This is a genomic window from Pseudomonas sp. Root569 (genome assembly GCF_001427465.1).
Lineage (GTDB): Bacteria > Pseudomonadota > Gammaproteobacteria > Pseudomonadales > Pseudomonadaceae > Aquipseudomonas > Aquipseudomonas synxantha.
Window position 1 is genome coordinate 239614 of record NZ_LMGQ01000003.1, and the last position, 11773, is coordinate 251386.

At 60.8% G+C, this 11773-nt stretch carries 10 protein-coding genes; 4 read left to right on the plus strand and 6 right to left on the minus strand.

Translation table 11 applies throughout. From position 1 onward, the window contains the following. Positions 1 to 5: 5 nt before the first annotated feature. The 3 genes from ASD70_RS04725 to ASD70_RS04735 form a co-directional block, all read right to left on the minus strand. A complete protein-coding gene (locus ASD70_RS04725) occupies positions 6 to 2663 on the minus strand; it encodes a TonB-dependent receptor (protein ID WP_056845789.1) in 2658 nt (885 codons plus the stop codon). 201 nt (positions 2664 to 2864) lie between these two features. Beyond that, positions 2865 to 3863 carry a FecR family protein gene (locus tag ASD70_RS04730; RefSeq protein WP_056845790.1) on the minus strand — a complete coding sequence of 333 codons (999 nt, stop codon included), beginning with the start codon at positions 3861 to 3863 and terminating at the stop codon, positions 2865 to 2867. Positions 3864 to 3926: 63 nt separating this feature from the next. Continuing rightward, positions 3927 to 4448 carry an RNA polymerase sigma factor gene (locus tag ASD70_RS04735; RefSeq protein WP_046069618.1) on the minus strand — a complete coding sequence of 174 codons (522 nt, stop codon included), beginning with the start codon at positions 4446 to 4448 and terminating at the stop codon, positions 3927 to 3929. Between the two features lie 207 nt (positions 4449 to 4655). On the opposite strand from ASD70_RS04735, the gene aroQ reads away from it, so the two are divergent. After that, entirely contained in the window at positions 4656 to 5102 is a 447-nt protein-coding gene (aroQ, locus tag ASD70_RS04740; RefSeq protein ID WP_056845791.1) for a type II 3-dehydroquinate dehydratase, read from the plus strand. Beyond that, on the plus strand, positions 5102 to 5950 hold the full coding sequence (locus tag ASD70_RS04745; RefSeq protein ID WP_056845792.1) for a shikimate dehydrogenase: 849 nt from the start codon (positions 5102 to 5104) through the stop codon (positions 5948 to 5950). Before aroQ ends, ASD70_RS04745 begins: the two co-directional genes overlap by 1 nt. Positions 5951 to 6076: 126 nt before the next feature. On the opposite strand, the gene ASD70_RS04750 is transcribed toward ASD70_RS04745, so the two are convergent. Further along, positions 6077 to 6742: a TetR/AcrR family transcriptional regulator gene (locus ASD70_RS04750; protein WP_046069621.1), complete on the minus strand. Its 666-nt coding sequence runs from the start codon at positions 6740 to 6742 to the stop codon at positions 6077 to 6079. A 77-nt stretch (positions 6743 to 6819) separates the two neighbouring features. Continuing rightward, on the minus strand, positions 6820 to 8721 hold the full coding sequence (gene quiC, locus ASD70_RS04755; RefSeq protein WP_056845793.1) for a 3-dehydroshikimate dehydratase QuiC: 1902 nt from the start codon (positions 8719 to 8721) through the stop codon (positions 6820 to 6822). A 224-nt stretch (positions 8722 to 8945) separates the two neighbouring features. Between quiC and ASD70_RS04760 the strand changes: the two genes are divergently transcribed. After that, positions 8946 to 10280 carry an MFS transporter gene (locus ASD70_RS04760; protein WP_046069623.1) on the plus strand — a complete coding sequence of 445 codons (1335 nt, stop codon included), beginning with the start codon at positions 8946 to 8948 and terminating at the stop codon, positions 10278 to 10280. Here the strand turns inward: ASD70_RS04760 and ASD70_RS04765 are convergent, their stop codons facing one another. Continuing rightward, complete coding sequence (locus tag ASD70_RS04765) at positions 10281 to 11159, minus strand: DMT family transporter (protein WP_046069624.1); 879 nt, start codon at positions 11157 to 11159, stop codon at positions 10281 to 10283. Positions 11160 to 11344: 185 nt separating this feature from the next. Here ASD70_RS04765 and ASD70_RS04770 point away from each other — a divergent pair, with 185 nt between their 5' ends. Beyond that, positions 11345 to 11755: a membrane lipoprotein lipid attachment site-containing protein gene (locus ASD70_RS04770; RefSeq protein WP_046069625.1), complete on the plus strand. Its 411-nt coding sequence runs from the start codon at positions 11345 to 11347 to the stop codon at positions 11753 to 11755. Positions 11756 to 11773: the final 18 nt, after the last annotated feature.

Consider the following 11773-nt stretch of genomic DNA (forward strand, 5'->3'; position numbering starts at 1 on the left):
AGCGGTCAGAACTGATATTCAACGGTGCCCTGCAAGGTGCGCCCACGCCCCAGGGTGAAGGCCAGCACATCACCCAGCGGCACCAGGTAGGCGCGGTCGGTGACGTTTTCCATGGCCAGGCGCAGGGTCAACTGATCGGTGGCGCGATAGCTGCCGTACAGGTCGTAGACGGTGTACGGCTTCCAGTCGGCGGGGTAGACGCCGGTTTGCGAAGTGGTCACCCCGGCGCCGCCTTTGACGTAATAACCGGCGCTGTAGCGGGCGCGGACGCCCACATCCAGCTTGCGTTCGAAGAACCGTGCGCCCAGGGTCGCGGTGCCGCGGTCCATGGGCATGTGTTCGGAGGAGCCCAGGATCGCGCTGCAGCCCACGCCGGCATTGGCCGCGTCGTCCGGCACCATCGCGTCCACCGGCGCACGGTTGCCCGGGCGTTTCTGGGTCTTGGTCACGCCGCCGAGCCAGGCGGTCTTGCTACAGAATTTGTTGCTGCCGAGCATGCGCGTGTAGTTGAACTGGCCGTAGGCAAACCCGGCGTCGTAATCGAGCTGGTATTCGAGACCACGAAAACGTGTGGTCTCCAGGTTGTTCACATACGCTGCACTGCCGATATTGACGTTGCCATAACCGGGCGGCTGTACGCCCAGGGCCATATAGGAAAAATCATCGACCCGGGTGTTGAAGTAGGACACCTTCATGCCCACGCGATCCTCGGCGAACAGCAGGTCTTCCCTGAGCACATTGAAGCCCACTTCCCATGCGGTGGATCGCTCCGGCTTGAGGTAGGGGTTGGGCAGAATCGACTCCGAACCACCGCCATGGGGCCGGCCGCTGACCATGGTTTCGGTCACCGCTGGCGGGCGCCAGCCCTTGCCGTAGGTGGCGAACAGTTGCAGCCAATCCACGCCTGGCTTGATCGACAGGCCGAAGGTCGGCGAGAAGCGACCTTCCTCGCGATCCACGTCGTAGTTCACCGGCACGCCGATCTGGCGGGTGGTGCCGATGATGAACGTGCGGGTGTTCAAGCCGGTTTCGCCGCGCAGCCGATAGCGGTCATAACGCAAGCCGGCGTTGAGGTTCAGCCAACCGTCGTAGTCGAAATCCAGGCGCCCGAACACACTGCCCATCGCACGATCACCTTTGGGCGTGATGCTTTCGGCTGCCGAGGCCTTCACCGCAGAGCCAGCTTCCACGGCCTGATTGGAATCCGGCCGTACCTTGTCGTAGAAAAACTCCAGCCCATAGTTGGCCTTGAGTGCGGCCAGTTCCGTCAGGGCAAAGGTCGAAATGTTCTGCGCCTGCAAGCCGTAGGTATTGGTTTGATAGGTGACGTCGTAAGCCTTGTTGATACCCCGGGCCAGGGTGGATTGCTCATTGCGGGTGTCCACGTAGTAGAGCTTGGCCTTGAAGTCGATCAGCGGGTTGTCCGGCGCATAGCTGTAATCCAGCGCAACGTTCTGTGCCCTGACGTCGCTGCTGCCGAGCTTTTCCCATAACTGCGCCTTTTCGGCGGTCATCATGTTGACGTCGTCGTAGTCGACGTCGGTGGCCAGGTAACTCAGTTGCAAACGCTGCTCAGACGGCAGGTTCAGCCCCAGCTTGAGCAGGCGCGAACGCATCACCGAACCCGAATAGGCCACGGTGGTGTTCTTGATGCGCTCTTCACTGGCCGGCATGAACGCCGCGCCGGTACGCAACTCGCCAATGCTGCCCTTGGTGCCAGGGTTGTAATCGCCCAGGTGACGCTCACTGGCGGCCACCAGCATGTCCCACACATCGGTGCCCACGGCAAACGCCGAGCTGCCGATGAAATGGGTACCGTTGCTGCGCCCGCCCAACCCTGAGGTGAGGCGAATGCGCCCGCCGATTTCCTTGCCGCCCTTGAGCAAGTCAGCGGCCTCCACCGTACGAAAGTTGGCCACCCCGCCAATCACGCCCGCACCGCCCTGGGTGGAGGTCGCGCCCTTTTCGATCACGACTTCGGACAACAATTCCGGGTCGACATACAACGTGCCATTGCGTTGCTGGTGACCGCTCTGCTGGTAATTCTGGCGCATGCCATCGACAGACATATTGACCCGGCCATAGTCCTGGATACCGCGGATATTCACGGACAGCCCTGGGTCTTGCTGGCTGACGGCGGAGTAGACCCCAGGCGCCTCCTCAAGCATCTCGGCGGCATGCCGGGGCGGGTTGCGGTCCAGCTGTTCGCGCCCGACCACGCTGACCGAGCGCGGGGTTGAATACACCCAGTCCTGCTTATGCAGGCCGGTGACTGTAGTGGTCGCCAAGGCCAGGGCACCGGCCTGTTGCTCAACCCGGTTCAAGGTGACCTGGCGCTCCCCGGTAAAGCGGTATTCAACCGGCGCGGCACCCAGCAGGCGGCCAAGCCCTTCCTGCACGCCAAAGCTACCCTTGAGCGCGGTGCTGCTCAGGCCTTGCAGGCGTTGACTGTCGAACAGCACTTGCAGCCCGGCCTGGTCGGCGAAAGCCAACACCGCACTGCCGAGGGATTGCGCAGGGATATCGAACCGCAGCACCGCGGATTGGGCGGTACCGGCCGCAGGTTCCACGGCATGGACCGGCGCGGCGACGGCCAACACCCCCAGGTGAATGGCCAGGGCCAACCGACTGCCGGTGATACGCCCCTTGGTGAGTGCTGACATGTGTGTGATCCCTGCGCTGAGCGTTTTTTGTTTATGCGAATGCTTCTCACCTAGCAAGACGTGCGAGGCGCGGGAAGTCAGTAATATTTTTTTGCAGAAGCGAGCTCGCTCGCGAAGAACGGCAACGAAAACGCGGTGCCCTCGGCTTTTTCGCGAGCAAGCTCGCTCCTACAAGGGCAGCAGGTTTCTAACGGGAGAGGGTCAATAGATCAGGCTGAGGCCGGCCAGATCCAGGCGTTGCACTTGGAGCTCCCGGGTCAAGGTGCCAAGGGCGGTGTCGAGCATGTCGAGGCGGAATACCCCGCTGACTTCACGCTCGCCCAGCGCCGGGTTGGTCAATACCACACGCCCGGGGCGGTAACGGTTGAGTTGCTCGATAACCTTGGCCAACGGCTGCCGATCGAAGATCAACATACCGCGCCGCCAACTGGTGGCGCGATCAACATCAAGCTGATCAAGGCTGAGCACACCATCCTTGGGGCTGTAACGCGCAGCCTGGCCTTGCTCGAGGATACGCTTGGCCGTGCCATTTTCTGGCGAAGCCTGCACAGACACCTCGACGCTGTGCTGCAACACGCCGACCCAGGCTTGGCTGTCGCCCTCGCGCTCGACCACAAACCGCGTGCCCAATGCCCGGGTCTGGCCCGCGGCGCTGTGCACCACGAAGGGCCGGGTCTCTTCGCCCGCCATTGGCGCCACGTCAAATACCGCTGAGCCCTGGAGCAGGCTGATGCCCCGCTGTACCCCATCGAAGTCCAGGCGAATAGCACTGGCGGAATCCAGCTCCACCGTACTGCCGTCAGCCAGGTGCACCGTGCGCACTTCACCTTTGCCCGTGACATAGTCAGCCTGCATGCGCAGCAACACATCCGGCCCGCGCACCCACCCGACACCCACTACCACTGCGACCAGCGCCGCGGCGGCCACACGCTGCCACGGCCTTCGGCGCGTGGAGCGGCGTACCGGTGAAACCGCTGTCGGCGGCCGCTGACGGTATACAGATTCGTCCTTGTGCACCTCGCCCAGCGCCGCCCAAGTCTGCTCGGCAAAGCGCAAGGCCGCTTCGTGACGACTGTCGCGGGCGATCCATTGGCGCAACTCGGCCTGTTCCTGTTCGCTCAAGGCACCGGCGTGCAGGCGCACCGCCCACTCGGCCGCCTCCTCGGTAATGCTGTGCTGTTGCGGACCTTGGCTATTCACGTGTGAATCTCGAATTTTCGTTATATAGACGCTGTGACGCCTGGCCTGGCATTTTTCGGTAATTCATTCGTCGGATGGCTTCACCTCGCCTTCCTGCAGGCGCTGCATCACATACGCCAGGGCCTTGGCCAGGTGCTTTTGCACGGAACTGTCGCTGATGTCCAGGTGCTGGGCGACCTGGGCGTGGGTCATGCCTTCGATACGGTTCAAGCGGAAAATCTGCTGGGTGCGCTCCGGCAACTCTGCCAGTGCCTGCTTCAATGCCTGTCGCTGTTGCTGCGCCATTGCCTGAGCCTCCAACCCGGCCACGTCATCTTCAATCTCGGCCAGCGCCTCGTGGGGCACGGTGTCAGTCTTGCGCCGTGCTTCCTGGCGAATATGGTCGATCAGCAGATTGCTCGCCGTTCGATAGAGATAGCCTTGGGAGTTGTCGATGCGCTCGCTGGCAGGCTTTTGCGCCAGGCGCAGGAAGCTCTCCTGCACCAGGTCAGCGGCTAATTGCGGGTCCCGTACCTTGCGGGCCAGATACCCGCGCAGCGTATCGGCATGCTTGAGAAACAAGCCCTTGAGATCCACGTCCGACAAACCGACTCCCTGGAATGTTAAGGAAACAGGCGAGCATCTTAAGCGTTGTCGAGAATGATTTTCAATTGATATCTAATCTGATTGCCATGTGCCGTAGCATTGATTAACGGTTCGATAATCGAACGGAACCGCTGCCGACAATTGACCAAATTAACCATCCAGTACATTTTGTCTCCACAACCAATAAGAAACTGTGGAGAACCCTCTATGCCGCCCATCGTGCTGGTGCTCAACGGCCCCAACCTCAATCTGCTTGGCACCCGCGAGCCCGCTACTTATGGCCACGAAACCCTGGCCGACATCGCCGCCCTGTGTGGTCGCAGCGCGGACAAGCTCGGGCTGAAAATCGAGTTTCGTCAGACCAACCATGAGGGCGAACTGCTCGACTGGATCCACGGTGCCCGCGCCCGCTGCGCTGGTATCGTGATCAACCCGGCAGCCTGGACCCACACCTCGGTCGCGATCCGCGATGCACTGGTGGCCAGTGAAGTGCCAGTGATCGAAGTGCATTTATCCAACGTGCATGCCCGCGAGGCTTTTCGTCATCACTCGTTTGTATCCCCTATCGCCCAAGCGGTGATGGCCGGGTTTGGCAGCCACGGCTACCACCTGGCCCTGGAGCATTTCAGCCATACGCTGAAGGGACGCGCTTGATGAAAACACGCATTCTCGCCGGCCTGATCGGTGCCGGTATCCAGGCCTCCCGCACCCCGGCCTTGCATGAAGAGGAAGGCGACGCCCAGGGCTTGCGCTACCTGTATCGACTGATCGACCTTGAGCCGCTGCGACTGGACCTCAATGCCCTGCCCGACCTGCTGCGGGCCGCCGAATTGATGCACTTCAACGGGCTGAACATTACCTACCCGTGCAAGCAGGCGATCCTACCGTTGCTCGATGACTTATCCGACGAAGCCAGAGGCATTGGAGCAGTCAACACGGTGGTGTTCAAGGACGGTAAACGGATCGGCCACAATACCGACTGCCTGGGGTTCGCTGAAGGGTTTCGCCGCAACTTGCATGACGTCGCCCGTCGGCACGTGGTGCAGATGGGTGCCGGTGGCGCAGGGGCAGCGGTGAGCCATGCGCTGCTGGCAGAAGGCGTTGAGCACCTGAGCATTTTCGACGTGGACGTCTCCCGCGCCCGCGACCTTGTGGATAACCTTACGCAGCGTTTCGGCCCCGGTCGCGCCCAGGTCGGCACTCATCTGGAAAATGCGATGGCCGAGGCTGATGGGTTAGTGAATACCACGCCGATGGGCATGACCAAGCTGCCCGGGACACCGGTGCCAGCTGCGTTGTTGCGTACAGAACTGTGGGTCGCGGAAATCGTATATTTCCCACTGGAAACCGAGTTGCTACGCGATGCCCGCGCCTTGGGTTGCCGTACCCTGGATGGCGGCAATATGGCGGTGTTTCAGGCGGTGAAGGCGTTTGAGTTGTTCTGTGATCAAGTGCCAGACGCCGATCGAATGCTGGCGCACTTCCAGAGCATGAATGGCTGACTGCCGAAACAGAGTTCAAATGTGGGAGGGGGCTTGCTCCCGATTGCGGTGTATCAGTCAGCACATGCTTGGCTGACAGACCGCTATCGGGAGCAAGCCCCCTCCCACATTGGTCCTGCGCTGAACTCAGGCCTGCAGGTAGCGCAACACCGACTCGCAAATCATCTCCCGATGCCGCTGCTTGATCGCCTCGTCCGAAAGTTCGATCTGGAAGATCTCACTGAAGGTATGCCGGTTGGATACCCGGTAAAAGCTGAACGAGTTGATCAGCAGGTGCACGTCCAACGGCTCGAGCCCTTCACGAAACAACCCCAATTGGGCGCCACGGCGCAAGGTCTCACCCAGCCCCTCAAGGATCTTGCTGTTCATCGCCTTGATGGTGTTGGTGCGTTTGACGTACTCGGCGTTGTGGATATTTTCGATGCTGACGATGCGCACGAAATCTACGTTCTGGTCGTGGTGATCGAAGGTGAATTCCACCAGCCGGCGAATCGCCTCACGCGGTTCCAAGGCGGTGAGGTTCATGCGGGTCTCGGTGTTGCGGATATCGCCGTAGAGCTTCTCCAGCACCTCGACGTACAACTGCTCCTTGCTGCCGAAGTAGTAATAGATCATACGCTTGGAGGTATGGATACGCTCGGCGATGGCGTCCACCCGGGCGCCGGCCAGACCCTGCTGAACAAACTCGACAATGGCTTCCTGGAGAATATTCTCGCGGGTCTTTTCCGGGTTGTTCTTACGACTCTTACGCGGTGCGTCTGACACCGCGGGAAGATCGGGACTCGAGGTCATGGGGCGCTCACAGCCATTGTTGTGCAGGCGCTGATTATGGGCCGCGGCGCTCGCCGAAGGAAGCACTCGGCCGGCAGTTATAAACGCGCCTGACGCACCGCACCGCTGCGTGACTTGGCCATCGCGGCCAAACGCACTGCCACGTTGGCTGCGCCATAGCCGGCATAGCCGTTCTTGCGCTGGATGATCTCGAAGAAAAACCGCCCTTCGAACGGTTCGGTGTACACGTGAAACAACTCACCGCCCTGTGCGTCACGGTCGTACAGCACGTTGTAGTACGCCAACTCGCTAAGAAACTCATCGTCAAAATCGAAGCGTGCTGCCAAGTCGTCATAATAGTTGAGCGGAATGTCCAGCAACGGCACCCCGGCCTCCTTCGCCCGACGCACCTCGGCGAAAATATCCGCGCAATCGAAGGCGATGTGATGCACCCCCGAACCACGATAGCTGGAGAGTGCGTGGGAAATCGCGGTGTTGCGGTTTTCGGAAATATTCAACGGCAGGCGGATTGAGCTGCAACGGCTGCGCAACGCACGGCTTTTCACCAGGCCGTACGGGTCGGGCAACACCACTTCGTCATCGGCTTCGAAATCCAGCAGGCTCTTGTAGAACAGCACCCAACTGTCGAGGCTGTCGGCCGGCAAGGCCATGGCCATATGGTCGATGCGCAGCAAGCCGCCGCTGGCGACAGAGGCCGGTTGCAGGTTGAAATCAGTGTCGTACAGCCCGCCTTCACTGGGGTCGACCAGGTAAATCAGGCTGCCATCCGGCGCACGTACCGCCGCCAGCTCCAACTCATTGGGCCCGACCAGGCCGCGATACGGCTGGCCCTTGTAGGCCACCGCTCGCTCCAGGGCCTTGGCGCTGTCCTTGACCCGAATCGCGGTGGCGCACAGCGATGGGCCATGGGCCTCGAAAAAGTTGTGGGCGAAAGAATAGGGTTCGCAGTTGAGGATCAGGTTGATGTCACCCTGGCGCAACAGGCTCACGTTCTTCGAGCGATGCTGACCGGCCTTGGCGAAACCCAGGCGCTCCAGCCAGTGAGTCAGTTTGGCGCCGAGGCTTTCATCCACGGCAAATTCAAGAAACTCGATACCGTCGTATTCGCTGGCCGCCGGGGTTTCAAACAGGATGTCCACGGGCGCAGCGGGGCCTTGTTCAGCCAGGCGTTGGCGGGTTTTTTCTTCCAGGTATAACAGTGAACGCAAGCCATCCGCCGCATTCGCCCGGGTCGGCGCGGCGCGGAAGCCATCGTTGAAAATCTCCAGGGACAATGGCCCGGTGTAGCCGCTCTGGATAATCGGTGCCAGAAAACCGGCCAGGTCAAATTCGCCCTGGCCCGGGAAGCAACGGAAGTGCCGGCTCCACTCCAGCACATCCATGGCCAGGATCGGCGCGTCAGCCATTTGCACAAAAAAGATCTTGTCGCCCGGGATCTGGGCGATGCCGCTCGGGTCACCCTTGAGCGACAGGGTGTGAAAACTATCGAGCAACACACCAAGGCTTGGGTGGTCGACCTGGCGCACCAGGTTCCATACCTGCTGCCAGGTGTTCACATGCCTGCCCCAGGCCAACGCTTCATAGCCGATGCGCAGGCCACGCTTGCCGGCGTGTTCGGCCAGCAGGCCCAGGTCATCGAGCAAAATATTTTCGTCGCCCACGCAATCGGCCGAAGCATTACTGCACACCAGCACCAGGTCGGTGCCCAGTTCCTGCATCAGGTCAAACTTGCGCTCGGCGCGCTCCAGGTTGCGCGCCAGGCGGTCGCGGCGGCAGCCTTCAAAATCGCGGAACGGCTGGAACAGGGTGATGGCGATGCCGAGGTCTGCACACATCTGCCTAACTTCGCGAGGGCTGCCGTCGTAATACAACAAATCGTTCTCAAAGATCTCCACCCCATCAAACCCGGCGGCGGCAATGGCTTCGAGCTTTTCCGGCAAGGTGCCGCTCAAGGAAACAGTGGCGATGGAACGTTGCATGGATGACTCCCGGCAGTTGTTATTTGTGGCAAATTATTCGCCCCCAGCCTACACCCAGCAATTAAAATGTACGAACCGGTTAGTTTTTGGTGCGATTATCGAACACTATGCCCCTTTGGCGAATTGACGACTTTTTAACCACTGCGCACCATCGACCGGGCAACTCGTTCAAGTAACAAGACCCAGAACACACCATAAAAATTTCAAAAAACGGGTACGACCTCATGCCTCTGCAAAACCCAACCCTGGCCGCACGCCCGGGTAACCCGCACGCCGGCATCGGCGACAAGATCCGCGGCGCCCTGGCCGTAGGTAAAACGCGCTGGGGCATGTTGGCCCTGGTGTTCTTCGCCACTACTCTGAACTACATCGACCGCGCCGCCCTCGGCGTCATGCAGCCGATCCTCGCCAAGGAAATGAGCTGGACGGCGATGGACTACGCCAACATCAACTTCTGGTTCCAGGTCGGCTACGCCATCGGCTTTGTGCTGCAAGGCCGCTTGATCGACCGGGTCGGCGTCAAGCGCGTGTTCTTCTGCGCCGTGCTGTTGTGGAGCCTGGCCACGGGCGCCCACGGCCTGGCCACCTCGGCGGTGGGCTTTATGGTCTGCCGCTTTATCCTCGGGCTGACCGAAGCCGCCAACTATCCGGCCTGCGTCAAGACCACCCGCCTGTGGTTCCCCGCTGGCGAGCGTGCGGTTGCCACCGGTATCTTCAACGCTGGCACCAATGTCGGCGCAATGATGACGCCAATGCTGCTGCCGCTGATCCTGCACGTGTGGGGCTGGCAGGCGGCGTTCTTGTGCATGGCGGCGCTCGGAGGCATCTGGCTGTTGTTCTGGGGTTTGAAATACTACAACCCGGAAGACCACCCCACCGTAAAACAATCCGAATTGGACTACGTGCAACAGGAAGTCGAGCCAGAACAGCCGCGCGTGCCGTTCAGCCGCATCCTGCGCATGCGTGGTACCTGGGCCTTCGCTCTTGCCTACTCGCTGACCGCACCAGTGTTCTGGTTCTACCTGTACTGGCTGCCGCCGTTCTTGAACCAGCAATACAACCTGGGCATCAACGTGACGCAGATGGGCATACCCCTGATCATCATCTATCTGACTGCCGACTTCGGTAGCGTGGGGGGTGGGATCCTATCGTCATTCCTGATCGGCCGAGGAATGAACTCGATCAAGGCCCGCCTGCTGTCGATGCTGCTGTTTGCCTGCTGCATTGTCGGCGTGGTCATGGCGGCCGGTTCCAGCCAGCTGTGGGTCGCGGTGTTCGCCATCTCCCTGGCCATCGGCGCGCACCAGGCCTGGACCGCCAACATCTGGAGCCTGGTGATGGACTACACGCCCAAGCACATGATGAGCACGGTGTTCGGTTTCGGTGGGATGTGCGCGGCCATTGGCGGCATGTTCATGACCCAGATCGTCGGTCACATCCTCACGGTGACCAATAACAACTACACCGTGCTGTTCACCCTGATCCCGGCGATGTACTTCATCGCGCTGGTGTGGATGTACTTCATGGCGCCGCGCAAGATTCCGACGGTAGACGTCTGATCAACGCCGCCGCTGCTGCCAGGCAGCGGCCAACCCGCTCATGCAGATCACCCCGATGCCGACCACCGTGGTCGTATCGGGGGTATGACTGAACACCAGCCAGCCCAACAACCCCGCGAACACGATCTGGCAATAGCCGAACGGCGCCAGCAAGGCCGGTGCCGCGAAGCGGAAGGCCTGGGTCAGCATCAGGTGCGCCGTCATCCCGCAGGTCCCCAGCGCCAGCATCAATACAGCATGCCACAGGCTCGGCACCTGCCAGAAGAACGGCACCATGGCACTCATCACCAAGGTGTTGCACAGCCCGGCGAAGAAGTTGCTGGTGGTGGGCGTGTCGAACTTACTGAGGATGCGCGTAAGCAGTTGGTAGAAGCAGAAGAACATCGCCGAACACAAGGGCAACAGCACCGCTGGCGTGAACAGTTCCCCGCCCGGGTGGATGATCACCAGCACCCCGACGAACCCGCAGATCACTGCCAGCCATTGGCCACGCGTCACGTGCTCGCCGAGCAGCGGCACCGACAGCGCCGTCACCAGGATCGGCGCGAGAAAGTTGACCGCCGTGGCTTCCGCCAACGGGATGTAGTGCAGCGCCGCGGTGAAAAACAAGCTGGTGCCCAACAGGCACAAGGCACGCACCACCTGCATGCCCGGCCGCTTGCTGCGCAGTACGCGCAAGCCCGACTGCGGCAGGAAGATCCCGGCCATCAGCAAGGTGTGCACCAGGTAGCGCGCCCACACCACCATCACGATGGGGTAGAACCCGGCCAGGTATTTGGACAAGGCGTCATGGCTGGAGAACAGAAACGTCGCCAGCACAATCAGCAGAATGCCTTTGAAGGGATGGTTGACGCCGGAAAGCGGGGTACTGACAGTCATGGAATTCTCTTGCGTGGCGAGTTCAACGCGGTAGCACTCAACCGAGTAATCTAGCAGCCGGGCATGGGTCTGCCCCAAGAGCATAACCAAACAGTGGGCGAACAGCGCACTAAATCACCGCAATCGAGTCCAACCCTGCACGCGCGCCCCGGCGTTGCACACTTTTTAATCAAGGCCTTGCCGCTATGAAAAAAATCTTCTTTGTTCTGTCTGCTGTCGCCCTGCTTACCGCCTGCGATAAAGCCAAGGAAGCGCCCAAACCTGCGCCACCCTCTGTACAGGCGACCCTGGTGCCGGAAACGCCCCCGACCGATCAATGGGTCGGCAAGTGGATCGGCGTCGAAGGCTTGAACCTGACCATTGCCAAGGACGACAGCGTTGGCCGCGGTCACTACCTGCTCACCATGCAATACGGCCTCGATGCCGATGCCTCCGGCACCTTCAAAGGTGAAGCCGCCGAAGACGGTATCGCCTTCACCCGCCCCGACGGCCCACACCTGTTGCGCGCTGGCGACGGTGCTGCCACCGGCCTGAAATGGCTGGCGGATAAAAAAGACTGCCTGATCGTCGCCACCGGTGAAGGCTATTGCCGTTAATACCGACCATAATCACTC